The organism is Marinobacter alkalisoli (assembly GCF_045449795.1).
Taxonomy (GTDB): domain Bacteria; phylum Pseudomonadota; class Gammaproteobacteria; order Pseudomonadales; family Oleiphilaceae; genus Marinobacter.
On record NZ_JBJJLB010000041.1, the window covers coordinates 62,045 to 79,021 of the forward strand.

General features: G+C 57.7%; 15 protein-coding genes. 2 read left to right on the forward strand and 13 right to left on the reverse strand.

Annotated features, from left to right (window positions below; all coding sequences use genetic code 11):
• Nucleotides 1-154 precede the first annotated feature (154 nt).
• Nucleotides 155-1,687: a cryptochrome/photolyase family protein gene (locus ACJO3M_RS16780; RefSeq protein ID WP_407002534.1), complete on the forward strand. Its 1,533-nt coding sequence runs from the start codon at nucleotides 155-157 to the stop codon at nucleotides 1,685-1,687.
• Nucleotides 1,688-1,706: 19 nt separating this feature from the next.
• Here ACJO3M_RS16780 and ACJO3M_RS16785 read toward each other — a convergent pair whose 3' ends face one another.
• From ACJO3M_RS16785 to ACJO3M_RS16820, 8 genes are all read right to left on the reverse strand, one after another.
• Nucleotides 1,707-2,825 carry an ABC transporter ATP-binding protein gene (locus tag ACJO3M_RS16785; protein WP_407002535.1) on the reverse strand — a complete coding sequence of 373 codons (1,119 nt, stop codon included), beginning with the start codon at nucleotides 2,823-2,825 and terminating at the stop codon, nucleotides 1,707-1,709.
• Nucleotides 2,826-2,832: 7 nt separating this feature from the next.
• Nucleotides 2,833-3,702 carry a carbohydrate ABC transporter permease gene (locus ACJO3M_RS16790; RefSeq protein ID WP_407002536.1) on the reverse strand — a complete coding sequence of 290 codons (870 nt, stop codon included), beginning with the start codon at nucleotides 3,700-3,702 and terminating at the stop codon, nucleotides 2,833-2,835.
• Complete coding sequence (locus ACJO3M_RS16795) at nucleotides 3,695-4,621, reverse strand: carbohydrate ABC transporter permease (RefSeq protein WP_407002538.1); 927 nt, start codon at nucleotides 4,619-4,621, stop codon at nucleotides 3,695-3,697. The genes ACJO3M_RS16790 and ACJO3M_RS16795 overlap by 8 nt, the downstream gene beginning before the upstream one ends.
• Nucleotides 4,622-4,675: 54 nt before the next feature.
• Nucleotides 4,676-5,935 carry an ABC transporter substrate-binding protein gene (locus tag ACJO3M_RS16800; protein ID WP_407002539.1) on the reverse strand — a complete coding sequence of 420 codons (1,260 nt, stop codon included), beginning with the start codon at nucleotides 5,933-5,935 and terminating at the stop codon, nucleotides 4,676-4,678.
• Nucleotides 5,936-5,974: 39 nt separating this feature from the next.
• A complete protein-coding gene (locus tag ACJO3M_RS16805) occupies nucleotides 5,975-7,411 on the reverse strand; it encodes a carbohydrate porin (RefSeq protein WP_407002540.1) in 1,437 nt (478 codons plus the stop codon).
• 110 nt (nucleotides 7,412-7,521) lie between these two features.
• The gene (locus ACJO3M_RS16810; protein WP_407002541.1) at nucleotides 7,522-8,991 is read right to left on the reverse strand and encodes an ATP-binding protein; all 1,470 of its coding nucleotides are present in this window, start codon (nucleotides 8,989-8,991) and stop codon (nucleotides 7,522-7,524) included.
• Complete coding sequence (locus ACJO3M_RS16815; RefSeq protein ID WP_407002542.1) at nucleotides 8,978-9,694, reverse strand: response regulator; 717 nt, start codon at nucleotides 9,692-9,694, stop codon at nucleotides 8,978-8,980. The genes ACJO3M_RS16810 and ACJO3M_RS16815 overlap by 14 nt, the downstream gene beginning before the upstream one ends.
• 72 nt (nucleotides 9,695-9,766) lie before the next feature.
• Nucleotides 9,767-11,455 (reverse strand): HAD family hydrolase, encoded by a 1,689-nt coding sequence (locus tag ACJO3M_RS16820; RefSeq protein WP_407002543.1) that lies wholly within the window; start codon nucleotides 11,453-11,455, stop codon nucleotides 9,767-9,769.
• 66 nt (nucleotides 11,456-11,521) lie between these two features.
• On the opposite strand from ACJO3M_RS16820, the gene ACJO3M_RS16825 reads away from it, so the two are divergent.
• Complete coding sequence (locus ACJO3M_RS16825; RefSeq protein WP_407002544.1) at nucleotides 11,522-11,665, forward strand: DUF2256 domain-containing protein; 144 nt, start codon at nucleotides 11,522-11,524, stop codon at nucleotides 11,663-11,665.
• A gap of 77 nt (nucleotides 11,666-11,742) precedes the next feature.
• Here the strand turns inward: ACJO3M_RS16825 and ACJO3M_RS16830 are convergent, their stop codons facing one another.
• The 5 genes from ACJO3M_RS16830 to ACJO3M_RS16850 all read right to left on the reverse strand — a co-directional run bounded on the left by ACJO3M_RS16830 (nucleotide 11,743) and on the right by ACJO3M_RS16850 (nucleotide 16,841).
• Nucleotides 11,743-12,225: a hypothetical protein gene (locus ACJO3M_RS16830; RefSeq protein WP_407002545.1), complete on the reverse strand. Its 483-nt coding sequence runs from the start codon at nucleotides 12,223-12,225 to the stop codon at nucleotides 11,743-11,745.
• Nucleotides 12,226-12,435: 210 nt separating this feature from the next.
• Entirely contained in the window at nucleotides 12,436-12,894 is a 459-nt protein-coding gene (locus ACJO3M_RS16835) for an ATPase (RefSeq protein WP_407002546.1), read from the reverse strand.
• Nucleotides 12,895-12,945: 51 nt separating this feature from the next.
• Nucleotides 12,946-15,231: a heavy metal translocating P-type ATPase gene (locus tag ACJO3M_RS16840; RefSeq protein WP_407002547.1), complete on the reverse strand. Its 2,286-nt coding sequence runs from the start codon at nucleotides 15,229-15,231 to the stop codon at nucleotides 12,946-12,948.
• Nucleotides 15,232-15,236: 5 nt separating this feature from the next.
• On the reverse strand, nucleotides 15,237-15,458 hold the full coding sequence (locus tag ACJO3M_RS16845) for a DUF805 domain-containing protein (RefSeq protein ID WP_407002549.1): 222 nt from the start codon (nucleotides 15,456-15,458) through the stop codon (nucleotides 15,237-15,239).
• A gap of 27 nt (nucleotides 15,459-15,485) precedes the next feature.
• Nucleotides 15,486-16,841 carry an APC family permease gene (locus ACJO3M_RS16850; protein WP_407002550.1) on the reverse strand — a complete coding sequence of 452 codons (1,356 nt, stop codon included), beginning with the start codon at nucleotides 16,839-16,841 and terminating at the stop codon, nucleotides 15,486-15,488.
• Nucleotides 16,842-16,977 lie beyond the last annotated feature (136 nt).

The following is a 16,977-nucleotide window of genomic DNA, read 5'->3' on the forward strand; positions in this document are numbered from 1 at the left end:
CAACCTCCCGACTGAACCACCCTTGTGCTGTTGGCGTATTTCACCCTACCTCTTTATGAGGATCACATGGTGTCGGCCGCCCGACGGGTGGAGAGGGCCCTCTCCACCCGCCTGACTATGCACCAAAGCCTAAACCTTGGAGCACGATCCAAACATGCCAAACCTGATTCTGATTCTCGGCGACCAATTGACCGCTGATATAAGCGCACTGGAAGGCGCTGACCGGAAACGGGACAGGATCGTGATGGCAGAAGTCCACGACGAAGCCAGCTACACCAATCACCACAAGAAAAAACTGGTCCTGCTGTTCAGCGCCATGCGGCACTTTGCGCAGCGGTTGGAGGCGGAGGGCTGGCAGGTTCACTACCAGACTTACCACCCCAATAATGAGGCCCTGAGCCTGGAGGCCGTCATCGCCGGCCAGCTAAAAGAGACCGATTCGAACAGGGTTATCACCACCGAATGCGGCGAGTGGCGCCTGCACGAGCAGATCGGTCGGTGGCATGAACGGCTGGGAGTGCCGGTGGAGATCCGCACGGATACCCGGTTTATCGCCAGCAAGCAGGAATTCTCAGAATGGGCAAAAGATCGCAAACAGCTGCGAATGGAGTTCTTTTACCGTGAAATGCGGCGAAAAACAGGCTTGCTGATGACTTCCGATGGCAAGCCCGAGGGTGGGCAGTGGAATTTTGATGCGGATAACCGGCACAAATGGACCGGTAAGCCGCCGGCTCCCGCTCCTTTTCGCGTGGAACCCGATGAGGTAACGCGGGAAGTGATTGATCTGGTAGAGCAGCACTTTGCCGATCATTTTGGCACCACGGAGGACTTCCACTTTGCCGTGACGCCGGAGGATGCCGAGCAGGCGCTGGAGTACTTTATCGATTTTGCCCTGCCCTGTTTCGGCGATTTTCAGGACGCCATGTCCGATAGCGAGGACTGGCTGTTTCACTCCATTCTGTCTCCCTATATCAACTGCGGTCTGCTGGACCCGTTAGCCGTGTGCGAAGCCGCTGCCCGGGCCTGGTATGCCGGGCAGGCGCCGATTAATGCGGTAGAAGGGTTTATCCGACAGATTCTGGGGTGGCGGGAATTTGTGCGGGGGATCTACTGGATGAACATGCCGGAGTATGCCGAGGAAAACCGGCTCGGCAATACCCGCGCCCTGCCCTGGTTCTACTGGACTGGCAACACAAAGATGCGATGCATGCACAAGGCGATTGATGCCACCCGCCGCAACGCCTACGCCCACCATATCCAGCGGCTGATGGTCACCGGTAACTTCGCGCTGCTGGCCGGCGTCACGCCGGAGGAGATCTGTGACTGGTACCTGGCGGTGTACGCCGATGCCTACGACTGGGTCGAGCTGCCCAATGTGCTTGGCATGGTGATGCATGCCGATGGCGGCTATCTGGGCTCGAAGCCCTACGCCGCCAGCGGCAAGTACATCCAGCGGATGTCGGACCATTGCAGTAACTGTCATTACAAGGTGAACAAATCCACGGAAGAGGATGCCTGCCCGTTCAACGCCCTGTACTGGCATTTCATCGACCGTCATCGGGACGACTTTGCCAGCAATCCTCGCATGGGCATGATGTACCGGAACTGGAACAGGCAGAAGCCGGAACGGCGGGAGGCGCTGCTCCAACGTGCCGACGACTTACTGGCACGACTGGAGCAGCTGTGAGCAAAGAGCTCAGTAGGCGTTATTGCGGGCGAATGCGTTTCTCGCTTTCCGGGTCGAAGAATACGACCTTACGCATATCGAACATCAGATCGGCTTCCTCGCCCCAGTTCACCGGGTGCTCCGCATCCAGCCGGCACTGCACATCCTTATTGTTCAGGCGGATAACGGCGAGCACATCCGGCCCGGTCGGTTCGGTGACCTCCACCGTAAAGCGACCGCTGGTCACCATCGGATGATCTGCCTTCTGATCGTCGGGCTGGCTTATATGCTCCGGGCGGATGCCAAGCACCACCCGCTTACCGGCCCAGCTCTCCAGATACGCCGGCACCGGCAGGGCCAGCTTGCGACCGTCGCTACCTTCAACCGTCACTGACAGGCCGGTTCCCGCCCGTTCGATCTCCACGTCAATAAAACTCATGGAAGGCGAGCCCATAAAACTCGCCACAAACAGGTTTTCCGGGGTGTCGTAGACTTCCTTTGGTGTTCCCAGTTGCTGCAACTCGCCGTCCTTGAGCACGGCAATCCGGTCCGCCAGAGTCATGGCCTCGATCTGGTCATGGGTGACGTACACAATGGTGGTTCTCAGCCGCTGGTGCAGCTTCTTGATCTCGGTGCGCATCTCCACCCGCAGCTTGGCATCCAGGTTGGAAAGCGGTTCGTCGAACAGGTAGATCTTCGGCCGTCTGGCCAATGCTCGCCCCATGGCCACCCGCTGCTGCTGACCACCGGATAGCCGGGAAGGCTTTTTATCCAGCAATGCGGAGATCTGCAGCAGGTCGGCAACACGCTCGACTTCCTGACGAATTTCCTCTTTTGGCATACCGCGAATCTTCAGACCAAAGGCGATGTTCTGGCGCACCGACATGGTGGGGTAAAGCGCGTAGGACTGGAACACCATGGCGATGTCCCGGTCCTTCGGTTCCATACCCGATATGTCTTTGCCATTCACCACTATCGACCCACCGGTAATGGATTCCAGGCCGGCAATGCTGTTCATCAGCGTGGACTTGCCACAGCCCGATGGCCCGACCAGGGTCAGGAATTCACCGGATGCGATGTCAATGTTGATGCCCTTGAGGGTCTCGTCCAGGGCCCCTGTGTAGGTCTTGCGGATGTCCCGCAGTTCAAGTTGCGACATTGTTGTTTTACCCCTTAACCGAGCCGGCCGTCAGGCCGCGTATAAAGTACTTGCCTGCCACGATGTACACCACCAGCGTTGGCAGGGCGGCGATCATGGCGGCGGCCATATCCACGTTGTATTCCTTCACCCCGGTGCTGGTGTTCACCAGATTGTTCAGGGCGACCGTTATCGGCTGACTGTCGCCACTGGCGAAGACCACGCCGAACAGGAAGTCATTCCAGATCTGGGTGAACTGCCAGATCAACGACACCATAAAAATGGGCGTGGACATGGGCAGCAGGATGCGGAAAAAGATGGTGAAAAAGCCGGCACCATCCAGCCGTGCCGCCTTCACCAGAGCGTCGGGTATGGCCACGTAATAGTTACGGAAAAACAGTGTGGTGAACGCCACGCCGTAGATCACGTGGACCAGCACCAGGCCGGCCGTGGTGTTGGCCAGGCCCAGCTTGCCCAGGGTGGCCGCCATGGGCAGCAGGACGACCTGGAATGGTACAAAGCAGCCAAACAGCAGCATGCCGAACATCAGGTCAGAGCCCTTGAACTTCCACTTGGACAACACGTAGCCATTGAAGGCGCCCAACAGCGTGGAAATTAGTACCGCCGGCACGGTCATCTTGAACGAGTTCCAGAAATACCCTTTGACTCCCTCACACTGCACCCCGGTGCAGGCCTCGGACCAGGCCTTGGTCCAGCCCACAACCGTCCAGTCAGTCGGCAGCGCCAGCAAGTTGCCGGTACGGATATCCATGGGTGTCTTGAAGCTGGTGATCAACATAACGATCAGCGGAATCAGGTACACCAGGCATGCCAGTAGCAGCACCCCGTAGATGGCAATGCGGCTGGGGCGAAAGCCGGTACGAATCACATCAGTCATGGCGCTTCTCCCTCAGTTCGGAATACAGGTAAGGCACCAGCAGTGCGAGAATGGCGCCCAGCATCAGCATGGCGCTGGCAGAGCCCAGGCCCATCTGGCCGCGGGTAAAGGTGTGGGCGTACATGAATACCGCAGGCAGGTCGGTGGAATAGCCCGGGCCACCCGCCGTCATGGCCATGACCAGATCAAAACTCTTGATGGCGATGTGGGCCAGCACCATCACCGAGCTGAAGAATACCGGCCGCAGGGAAGGCAAGATAATTTTCCAGTAGATGACCGGCAGACTGGCACCATCCACCCGTGCGGCTCGAATGATGGACGAATCAACACCCCGCAGGCCCGCCAGAAACAGCGCCATGACAAAGCCGGAGGCCTGCCATACCGCCGCCATCACAATGGTGTAAATGGCAAAGTCGGAATTCACCAGCCAGTCGAAGCTGAAGGAGGTCCATCCCCAGTCGTGCATCAGCTTTTCCAGCCCCAGGCGCGGGTTCAGAATCCAGCGCCAGACCGTGCCTGTGACAATCATGGACAGTGCCATGGGGTAAAGATAAATGGTGCGGATGGCGCCTTCCTGGCGGATGCGCTGGTCCAGGAAAATGGCGAGCACCACACCAATCAGCAGGCAAATACCGATGAACAGCCCGCCAAAGATGGCGAGATTCCGGGACGCGACCAGCCAGCGCTCGCTCTCCATCAGCTTGGCGTACTGCGCAAGGCCGACGAAATCGTAACTGGGCAGGAAGCTGGAATTGGTGAACGACAGTACACCGGTCCACAGCATGTAGCCGTAGATACCAATGCCGATCAGGATGAACGTTGGCGCCACCACCAGCTTGGGTAGCCAGCGCTGCAGGCCATCCATCAGGCCAGACGGTGCCCTGGCCACCCGGGCAGGGCGACTATGAGTGTGTTCCATGAGAAATCCCCCGAATAAACCCTAAGGCCGCCCGGCAGGCGGCCTGGCACGGCATTACATTGCGGACTGGATGGCGGCTGCCAACTGGTCCGTGGTTTTTGCCGGGTCTGGATTGTTGGAGTTGACGAAGTTGGTGACCACATCGAAGATCTGGCCCTGGATGTAGCTGGTGGTCGCCAGGCCGTGGGAGAAGCTCGGCACCAGGCCACCATCGTCGGCGCTGGACTTGAACGTCTCCATCGACGCCTGGGCACAGATATCAAACGCGCTCATATCCATGTCAGTTCGAACCGGAATGGACCCCTTATTCTGGTTGAACAGGGTCTGGAATTCGGGTTCCAGAATGGTACGTGCCAGATCCTTCTGCGCCTTGATGTCCTCATCCTCTGTCAGGCTGAACATGGCGAAGGAATCCACGTTGAAGGTGAATCGCCCGGTGGTGCCCGGAGCCGGCGCGCACAGATAATCCTCACCCGGCGTCAGTCCGGCAGCGGAAAATTCACCCTTGGCCCAGTCACCCATTATCTGCATGGCCGCCTCACCACGAATCACCATGCCAGTGGCAGTGTTCCAGTCCCGGCCCGCGGCATTGTCATCGACGTAGCTCATTACCCTGGCGAACTGTGTGAAGACCTCTTCCATCTTGTCGCTGTTAATCACGTCCATGTCGTGGTCGACAAACGCCTTGCGGTAATCCTCAGGGCCCAGCTGCGCGAGCGCCACCGCATCGAACACGGTCGCGTCCTGCCAGGGCTGGCCACCGTGCGCCAGGGGAATGTATCCCGCTGCCTGGAGCTTGTCGGCCACTGCGAAGAACTCGTCCAGCGTGGTGGGCACGTCAACGCCGACATCTTCCATCACCTCCGGGTTCACCCATAACCAGTTCACCCGGTGCACGTTCACCGGCACCGCTACGTATTTGCCTTCGTACTTCATGACTTCGGAAATCCGGGGCGGAATGAGCTGGTCCCAGTTTTCAGCGTCGGCAACACTGTCCAGGCTGGTCAGAAAGCCCAGTTCCGCCCATTCACGAATGTCCAGGCCCTTGATCTGCGCTGCCGCAGGCGGGTTACCAGAGACGGCGCGGGTTTTCAGCACCGTCATGGCGGCTTCACCGCCCCCGCCGGCCACCGCAAAATCTTTCCAGGTGTGGCCCTGCTCTTCCATCATTTCTTTCAGGGCCGCGGCGGCCCGCGCTTCACCACCGGCGGTCCACCAGTGCAGAACCTCGACTTCACCGGCCTGGACGGCCGCTGTTGGCATCAGGGCGGCAGAGACCGCCAGGGCTGTAAGATGACGCTTGAACGTTTTCATAATGACTCCTTGTTTTTGTAGTGGAGACGTTTGTCAGTATCAGAACCAGACTTCCATCTGGGTACCAAAGGTCCACTGGTTGCCGCCAAAGTCTTCCTGGCCGAGGGCATCACCGCCATCAAAACGGTTTAGCTCGTCGTCCCAGGTGGAATAGCTGGCAAACACACGGATTTCAGGGCGGTTCCAGAAACCGCCAACCTGCGGTTTGAAGGTAGGCGCAATGGTGAAGCGGGCGTAGTCACCATCCACGTCCTCGCGCCCTTCGTAACCTTCCGGATTCAGGTCCATCACCTGCCAGGAGGCCTCATACTGCATCTCGAAATTAGCGCCCAGTTCATTGGCCAGACGGGTGTTGAACGTCAGCCACTGGTATTCATCCCCTTCCACATAACGATCCTTGCTGGTTTCCGCCAGGATTGCCGGGGCGATACGCCAGTTATCACTCAACCGGGTGGTACCGTAGGCAGCCACACGGGTACTGGCCGCGTCTTCATGCAGGTTGCCATCGGCGCCGAGGTTCTTGACCTCCGCACCCAGGCCCTGGCCGTGTAGCAGCGCCACCTTGAAGTTGCCATCGGAGATCCCGAAGAAGCTGTCACCGTGGTAGGCCAGCATGGTTTGCACACCGGTGTCGGCAGCCTCCATAACGCCGCCGACGATACGCTCGTCGTTATCCGCAGCGGACATGCCATTGATCAGCCACTGGACGTTGCCGAAATAGTTATTGGCGGTGAGGATCAGGTTGTCGGTGTCGGACTCGCCGTCAGTGGTGTCAGGATCGGAGGGAAAATCCTGGAAGCTGCGTCCATAAAAGGAAAAGTTGGACTTCACCGACTCACTGAAGGCCACGTCGTAGAGTCCGACCCCGGTGCCGCCCAGGAAGACGATATCGCTGTCGAGCCAGTGGATGTCAAAGTCCAGGTCCCGATCAAAGCGTTTGCCGGCCCAGATCGAGGCATCTTCGAAAATGCCAGTGAAGCTGGCAAGGTCGCTGAATTCGACATAGGCCTGACGCACGTTCACGGCGCCGTCGCCAGCGGTCCAGTCGTTGCTGGAGGTGGTGGAGTCGGCAATCATCAGGCGGTAATGAGCCTTGGTACCGTTATCCGCCACAGTCTTGTAGTTGAGGATGGCTTCCAGGTAGGTATCGGGTTCGTTACCCAGCCGGCCCACTGCACCACCCACCGACCCGGCCGGCGTCAGGTAAGGGCCGCCGGGCGCACTCTTGCCGTCACTGTTAAGCAGCAGCCCTGAACGGGCGTAGGTGTTGAAGGAGAAGCCCTCGTCACCCCGGGCCTGGGGTTCAACCTCTGCCAACTTCTGCTCCAGGGCTGACAGGCGGTCTTCCACGGTTTCCTGAGCCAGTGCCTGGCCGGCAACCAGAGCCAGTGAAGCTACGCTCACCGCGACCACCAGTCGGCGACCGGTGATGGCATTGTTGGTCCAGGCAGTAGGGTACGGTTTACAGGTATTCATTATGACTCCTTGTTTTTGTTGTATTAGCAACATCAGAGTCTATGGCAATACCCGAAAGGGGAACGTATCAAACAGAAAGACCGATGTAACAGGTTTGTTACATGGCAATTTCAATGTCGCGGTAACGTAAGGGTCACATCCAGGCCACCGTCCGGGCAATTGGCTATTTCAAGATCACCACCGTGGTTTTGGGCAATGTTGCGGGCAATTCCGAGGCCCAGACCATGCCCCTTTCGGTGCTCCTGACCAAGGCGATAGTAGGGCTCGAAAATCCGGTCAAGCTCGGCCTCGGGAATCCCCGGCCCATGATCCCTGACGTGGATGGTTAGCTGCTCCGGGGAGTCCTCCACGCTAATGATCGCCGTCTCCCCGTACTTCACCGCATTATCCACCAGATTGCCCAGGCAGCGCTTCAACGCCAGGGGCTTGCCACGGTACGGCGCACAGGTGCCCTCCACGACAACACCGGGGCTGTCACCGATGTAGGCATCCGCCATTCGCCGTAACATGCCATCAATATCGACAAGCTCAACATTCTCATGAATGTCGGTATCCTTCATGCTCTGCAGGGCACCTTTTACCAGTAATTCCAGCTCCTGAAGATCACTTTCGAATCGCTCACGAATGTCATCGTCGTCAATAAGATCGGCTCGCAGGCGCAGCCTCGTTATCGGGGTTTTAAGGTCATGGGAGATTGCGCGAAATAATTGGTCCCGGTCACTGATGTAACTTTGCAGCCGACGGCGCATGGCATTGAAGCCCCGGGTAACCGCGACAATTTCAGCGCTGCCCTGCTCCTGCAATGGTGGCTGATATTCATCCAGTGGCAGATCCCGCGCCGCCCGGGCCAGCTTTCGCAACGGCCGGGTCTGGCGGCGCACCAGCCATGCCAGCACAGGAAACAGCACGCCGATCATCACCAGGATAAAGACAATCTGCTGGCCGGGAATGCTTTCGTCATCCAGTGACACATAGGGCGCGGGCAACAACGAGGCCAGATACAACCACTCACCCGTGGCCACTTCCACCTGGGTCACCAGAACCGGTGGTTTGATGGGCTCCAGGGTCAGTGCGTAATGAGCCCAGGATCGGGGTAACGCATCCAGTGGCAGCTCGGTATTGAGGATTCGCAAATCATCGGGGTGAACAAATTCAACATGCAGGTTGGTCGATTTGCCCAGCCGGCTCCGGAGCACCGCCTTGACTTCCTCTGTGACCAGTTGTTTGCGCTCACTGTCTGGCAACGCGCGCATATTAATGCGTTTGTCATTGAGGGAGACAAAGAAGCGCGAGCCCCCCATGTCCCTCAACTGATCCAGCACAATGTGCCGGTATTGCAGCGGCAGGGATTTGAAGAACTGCGTGGTTGCCGCGGCGGAAGAAGCGAGGTTGCGGGTGGTGCTGACCAGCCCCTCCACTTGCTGGGCCCGGAAAGTGCCTACCCAGATCACGCTTGAGACCACCTGGGCAACCCCCATGGCCACCAGCGTCAACAGCAGGATACGGCCGAGGAGCGACGAGGGTACAAGACGCCAGGCCTTGCGGCCGGTGTCGATCGCGCCGTTATTATTCCGCGACATGGGTCACCGTTGCCGCCAGCAGGTAACCCGCCCCACGCACGGTCTTGATCAGTCTGGGGTTGCGGCCCTGATCCCCCAGACGCTGACGCAGGCGGCTGACCGCCACATCCACAACCCGGTCCAGCGGCATGGACTCGCGGCCGCGGGTCACACCGGAAATGGTGTCACGGTCCAGCACTTCGTTGGGGTGGGCGAGGAAAAGCTGCAACAGGGCAAAATCGGCACCGGACAGCGCAGTGGTGCTTCCCTCTTCCGAGATGAGTTCGTGGGCCAGAGTGTCCAGCCGCCAGCGATCAAACCGGACAAACCTGGGATTGTCCGTTCGGGTGAAACTCGAACGCCGCAACAGCGCCTTGACCCTGGCCTGTAGTTCGCGGGCACTGAACGGTTTGGCCAGGTAATCATCGGCACCAATTTCCAGGCCGACCACACGGTCGGTTTCATCGGAGCTCGCCGTCAGCATGATGATGGGAACCTGCGAATGCTCGCGGATCTCACGGCAAAGTGTAAAGCCATCGTCCCCTGGCATCATGACGTCAAGAACAATCAGGTCCACCCGGGACTCCGCCAGCCGTTGGCGCATATCTTCACCTTCGGCGGCGGTCATCACATCGTAGCCAACCCGGGACAGGTGTTCATGCAATAGCTCGCGTATCGCCAGGTCGTCGTCCACGACAAGAATCGACGCTTTTACATCAGACATTGGAAGACCTTTGTTGTTATTCAGGCGTGCCAGCATAGGTCTAAACGCTGTGTGGCAAAAGTCCCATTTATATCACGGCGGCCCTATTTCACACGCCAGTACCAGCGCCCAGAATTCGGAAAAATCATTCACCACGACATCGGGTTTGTCGGGATGTTTATGGGTTCCGGGAAAAATCTTGTTGAGCCACGGCTGGTCCCACTGTGCCCCGTTAAAGAACACCGAGGTCATGCCTGCCCGCTTGGCACCGATCACATCCGTGGTGCTGTCCCCGACATACCAGACACTGGGATCGGGCGGATAATCCAGTTTCTGCACCGCCAGCAGTAGCTGGTCAGGATGAGGCTTACGCAACGGCGTGTCATCACCACAAACGTCTACATCGAACAGCTCTGTCCAACCCGTGTCTTCCACCGCCGCCAGTTCGTGCTCGAAAAACTCCCGGTCCCGGTTGGTAATCACACCCACCTGAATATCCAGCCGCCGCAACCCTTCCAGCACATCCCGCACCCTCGGTTCAAACGCCTTTACCGTGCCGTAATGGTTGCGATAATGATGGTTAAAGGCCTTGTGGGCAATCTGCTTGGCTTCCTGATCCTCGCCGAACAGCACCTCGAAGATATCGGTACGGGATATTTTGCGATCGGCCTTCACTTTCGGGTGCAACCTTGCAAACTCCCGCACATAGGCGACAAGTTTGACATCCTCCGGCGTCTTGCTGTCTTCAGGAGACACCATACGGTCCATCAGCTCGAGCTTGTGGAAATCCGGCAACATGTCATCCACCGCGTGGTACATGGCATCCAACGTATCCACCAGGGTGGCGTGCCAGTCAAACAGGACCACCGAAGGGCGGATCAGCCGGACCACCGCCGGGTGCCAGTCCGGTTCAATTCGCGGCGCCGGTCGCTCGGGCGGCGGAAATGGCCGGGGGCGGACCTCAGCGGGTGAGAACCGAAACGCGTCAGGAGACCTCCGTTCCAACAAGGCTAAAAGATCCACCAAATCCTCAAAACTGTCGAGGATCGCAACGGGCGCATCGCGATGGGAGAACCAGCTATCGATGCGACCGGGTTCCCAGCATGCGCCGTTATAGAAAACACCTGCGACTCCAGCCTTATTTGCGGTGAGCATGTCCACGTAACTGTCACCGACGTACCACGCACGCTGATCCACAGGTAACCCGGCCTTTTCCAGGGTTCTGAGAATGACTTCCGGGTCCGGCTTGTATTCGGTGACATCGTCGGCACACACTGTCACGTCAAACAGATCCTGCCAGCGGCCTTCATCCACCATTTTCAACTCCTTGTCGAGGAATTCCCGGTTGCGGTTGGTGGATACACCCAGGCGTATACCCATTTCCTTCAGGGCAGTCAGATATTCATAGGCACCGGGCTGGAAGGGTTTCACTTTGCCGAAGTACTTGCGGTAACACGCATTATAAGCCTTGTGGGCAATCAGTTTGGCGTCCTTGTCGTCACCGAAGATGGCATTGAAGATATCGGTACGCGACACCCGCCGTTCAGCCAGTATTCGCGGATGCAAGCGACGAAAAATGCGGATGTAACGTACCAGGCGGGCGTCATCAGCGGTGCGGCATTTGTCTTCCGGCAGCAGCCGCTCCACCAGCTCCAGGTCCTCCAGTTGCGGTAGCATCTCCTCCATCGCGCTGAACATGGCATCGTGGGTATCCACCAACGTGCCGTGCCAGTCAAAGATCAAGATGGATGGAGGTTGGATATCGTCACTGAATCGGGCCATCAACAATCCCCCAGGGCGCTGTGAACGTAGGAAGAGGCTACATTCAGTAAAAACCATTTGAGCCGGATGCACAAAAAGAAGCACTTACCCGAGAAAACCTGCCCGGTTTGCGACCGGCCGTTTGCCTGGCGCAAGAAATGGGCGAAAGACTGGGATCATGTCCGTTACTGTAGTGAACGTTGCCGACGCATCAGGGGCGGGCAGCCATGACCATGGCTGTGTGGTTCGCCAACGGAAAGACCGTCAGCGAACAGCACAGTGAACTGGTTCAGGTTAAGGGACAGCGATCAATTCCGGTTCAGTTGCCGCTGGTGCTCCAGCATCTGTTCCATCATGAGCTGCATCTGATCCATGCGATTCTCCATCATGTTCATACGCTGCTCATTATCCATCCCCGGACCGCCAGCGCGATTGCCCTGCGCGTTACCAGGCTGCTTTTGGCCCTGATTATTCATCATGCCCTGACCATTGCCCATCATTCCCTGATCCATCATGCCCGGGCCCATCATTCCACCACGCATCATACCCATGTGTTCCTGCATGGACTCCATATGCTCTTGCATCAGCCGCTGGCGCTCCTCTTGCGAGCCGGCATTGGGCATTTGCTGCATCATCCCCTGCATTCGCGACATGTTCTCATGCATCTGTTGCATGTGTTCCTGGTTCATCATTCCACCTTGCGACATCTGCCCGGCATTGCCTTGTGCAAGCACAAAAACCGGGGCGGCCACGAGAAAGGAGCACGCGATTAAACGGTTAATTCTGTTCATGAGATCCCCCTCAATATCGAGATAATGCCTGCATCACATTCAGTAAAGATCATGAAACTGAATCCGGGCTGAAAAGTGATCTCGCGGTGAGGTTAAATCAACGAACCTTGATCTGGATCATGGGATCGGCGCAGCAATGCACCCCACGCCTGTCATGGTAAACATGAGCGCCACATCCATGCATGAAAACCTGGTTTAGCGAACAAACAGTCAGAGATCATCCATTCGACCAACTTGTCTAGCCAGACGCATGGATTCGTTCTCTTCCATCGTCAAGAGTGATTCGAGCAGTTCCTTTGCCTCAGGAATCTCTGCTTTTCCGATCAGCGTTCTATAGAGATCAATAATCTGCTCATGAAAGTCGAAGACCTCACGGCAGATGCCTTCAAAATCAAGCTCCGCGTATGGCTCATCGCAGGTTCTGTGGGTTTTGACAGGATTGTGAGCGAGGTAGTCGTAAACTCTTGTGTCTAAAGCCTTCGCATCTCCCTGGTTCTCAAACTCTTTGACGATACGCTCTATTTCAGACTCGTGGGTTGCCAGGTAGTCCAATAGCGCCCTTGCCCGCTCTTCCTCGTTCTTTGTCGCACAATGCGCAAGGCAACGGGCTAAATGCGCATGGAGACCTCGGGTCCAGTCGATCAGTTCACCAAATGTTTTGATTTCCATTCCGGTTCCCCCTTTACCCCGGCCAGCAAGAGCAGCCGGATTTATTTTGAATCAAGCAACCCGGGAGCGCTCATTGCTATAGCGCCGTCTTAGCAACATCGAATTACCGATGACTGACAGGGAGCTGGCGGTCATTGCCACCACGCCAATCATCGGGTGCAACAGGCCTGCTGCCGCAATAGGAATAGCGGCTGCGTTGTAGCCGCTTGCCCACAGCAAATTCTCGACAATCTTTCTGAACGTGGCACGGGACAGCAACATGGCATCAATAACGCCCGAAAGCTCTCCCCGAACCAGAGTGACGTCAGCCGCGTCAATAGCGACGTCGGCCCCCGCACCTATGGCTATACCAACATTGGCCTGCTTCAGAGCGGGAGCATCGTTGATACCGTCGCCCACCATGGCTACATGATTTCCGTATTTCTCCTGCAGCTCCCGAATGGCGTCCACCTTGCCCTCCGGCAGCACCCCGGCACGCACCTCATCAATACCCGTTTCCTGTGCAACGGCGTTAGCCGCACGTTCGTTATCACCGGTGATCATCACTACGTGCAGCCCTTGCTCATGCATGGCCCGGATGGCGGCAACCGATTCGTCCTTGAGCGTGTCGGCAACCGCGACAATGCCACAGGCCTGACCGTCACGGGCAACGATGACGGCCGTTCTGCCCTGCTCCTCAAGGTCGGAAAGGCTCTTATCCAGGGCTTCCAGCCCATTAACGCCATGCTCTTCAAGCAGGAGTCGGTTGCCAATCAGCACGGCTCTCTCACCCACCGTGCCGGACACACCCCGGGCGCCGGTGGAGCGGAAATCAACAACGTCCCCGGGCTTTATGCCCCGCTCCCGGGCACCGTCCACAATGGCGCGGGCGATGGGATGCTCAGACGCATTTTCCACCGTGGTTGCAAGCTCCAACAGTTCCGTCTCCGAAACTCCCTCGGCTGCTACGACGTCAGTCAGCTTCGGCTCGCCCCGGGTGATAGTGCCCGTTTTATCCAGGACCATCACCTTGACGTCCTTGAAGGTCTGGATGGCCTCTCCAGAGCGAATCAGTATGCCCCGCTCAGCGCCAACCCCCGAACCCACCATCAGTGCAGTCGGCGTCGCCAGCCCCAGTGCACAGGGGCAGGCAATCACCAGCACAGCTATGGCCGCCAGGATAGCCAACACCGGTGTGGCCGCCGTCGGGTCTACCCACGGCAGGAAACCGGCGCCCCATTCCAGGATTGGCCGGAGCGTATCTGCCGCCAACAGCCAGGCAACAAGACTGCCCAGCGAGACAACCAGAACCAGTGGTACGAAGCGACCGGTCATGCGGTCAGCAAATTCCTGAATGGGCACCCTGGACCCCTGTGCCTCATCGATCAGCTTGACCACCTGGGCGAGGAAGGTGTCACCGCCAACCCGGGTAGCCTTGACCCTCAGGCGACCTTCCTTATTGATGGTGGCGCCGATAACGGTGTCTCCCGCGCTTTTGTAGACCGGGATCGACTCGCCAGTGGCGATGGATTCATCCAGATGGCTCTCACCCTCTACTACCTCTCCGTCGGTCGGAACCTTGTCGCCGGGCCGAACAACCATAATGTCACCGGGAGACAGCTCTTTGACGGCTATTTCGACTTCCTCCCCCTCCCGTTCCACACGGGCGGTCTTGGCGCCCAGGGTGAGCAACCTCCGGATCGCCTCAGAGGCCTTGCCCTTGGCTTTCGCTTCCAGATAACGGCCAACCAGGTGAAACGTCATAATGGTGGCGGCCATTTCGATGAAAGAGGTCATCGGATACACAAAGCCAACCAGACCAATCACGTATGGCGGCAGGCTGCCCATGGAAATCAGCACGTCCATATTGAAGGTGCCGTTTTTCAGGGAGCGCCATGAGGCCTTGTGAGTGGCTGCCCCGCCGAACAGAAACACCACCGGGAATGCCAGCAGGGCAACGATTGCCAGATAGCCAGGCACCGGCTGCCAGAACATGTGGGGCACCATAAGCACCATGATCAGCGTGGTGGGCAGTGCCGCAATCCAGAGCCTGCGCAATGCAAGACTGAGGTAGGCCTCATCAATGGCAGTGTCATCCTCCCGGTCAGGGTCCTCACCACCAGTGACTGCGGCCACATCGTAGCCTGCCCCCTCTACAGCAGTCTTCAGGGCTTCCGCGTCAGGTCCGTCAGCCCGAACCCGGACACTGACCCGGTGCTTGGCTATATTGGTGGATAACTCTTCAATACCGTCCAGACGACCAATCGTCTTGCTGATAATGCCCGCGCAATGGTCAGACCCCATGCCAGGCACGATCAATTCAAATTCCTTCTGCCATGACGAAGCCTTGGTGTCCATCTGACTTATCCCTCTCTGTCCCGGTTGGCTGGCCATTCTCCGAACGCAATGACGTACAGCAGAATCAGATTCACCATCGGTATCAGAATCAGAATTCCCAGCCAGCCCGGGTACCCCGTGCGCTGGCAAATACGCCAGGCCGGTATCACCACCACAATGGCAATCACCAGCATCCACAGCCAGTGCCCCGCCCACATGGTGTTGCCAAACATGTTATCTCCCATCATGGTACTGCCCTCCAGCTCGAACGCTGATTAATGATGATCATGAGCATGAGATTCGCCATGTCCTGAGTGCCCCGTATTCTGGGACTTTTTCAGGAAAACCTGCTCTGCGACTGCGATAACGATCATCGCTACGACCGCTACGCCGATGACAAACGGATCGGTGTTCAACTTGACCCAGACAAAGCCGCCAAGGACGAGCAAATCCAGCAGAATGGCCATGGCTGGCACCCACGCTTTGGCCTGCACATCTTCGCGCAAATAGCGAAGCACGCCCCAGTGGATGGCAATGTCCATAATCAGGTAGAACACAATGCCCAGCGCCGCGATGCGGGAGAGATCAAAGAATGCGGTCAGGATCAGCCCCAAGACTACAGTGTAGACCAGCGTGTGCTTCTGGATGCTGCCCGGCATGCCGAAATGACTGTGGGGAACCAGTTTCATTTCCGTCAGCATGGCCAGCATGCGCGAGACCGCAAAAATGCTGGCCAGAATGCCACCTGCCGTGGCCATCATGGCGATGGCGACCGTGAACCAGACACCGTAATCGCCCAGTGCCGGGCGTGCCGCGGCCGCAAGGGAGTAATCCTGAGTTTCGATGATTTCCGCCAGAGAAAGATTGCTGGCGACCGCAAAACCTACCAGCGTATAGATCACCACGCAGGCCGCAATGGAAATAATGATCGCGCGCCCTACGTTCCGCTTGGGGTTTAATACTTCGGAGCCACTGTTGGTAATGGTCGTGAAGCCCTTGAAGGCCAGAATGCCGAGCGCGGTTGCACCCAGGAAATTGCCCATTGTTCCGGCCTCTCCAGGGCTCGAGAAGTCGACAGAAAGGCTGTCAGCGATCCAGACCCCCACCAGCCCGAAACTCAGTATGCCCACGATTTTCAGGATTCCGATGAAGGAAGCCACGCCCTGAATCATTCGGTTGCCCAGCAGATTGATGAGAAAGGCTGCCAGAATCAGTGAAACCCCGAGAATAGGTACCATCCGACCGCTTTCGTCACCGCCGAAAAGCTGCATGGTGTAGGAGCCGAAGGTCCGGGCGAGAAAACTCTGGGCGATCACCATGGAAAAGTACATCAACAAGGCATTAAACGCCGTTGGTAACCGGTTTCCATAGGCCTTGTGCAGGTACATGCCAATGCCGCCCGCAGAGGGGTACGCATTGGAGATCTTGATGTAGGAATACGCGCTGAAGCTGACAATCACGGCAGCGGCCAGAAAGGCCAGCGGGAAAAGCACGCCGGTCATCTCCGCCATCTGACCGGTCAGCGCAAAGATACCGGCGCCAATCATGACGCCGGTGCCCAGCATAACCGTTCCAGGCAGGGTGAGGCTGCCTTCCTGATAGCGCGTGGTTCTGTCCTGTTCCCAGCTCATTCAACCTCCGGCCAGCTTCCGATGTCTTGCTTGCATCACAACACCCGAAACTGAACTACGGCTGAAAATACGGGAGGCCAAGCCGACATTCATCGGGCTTTTGACTTGCATCAACTAAAGGACGTCAGAGCCGGAA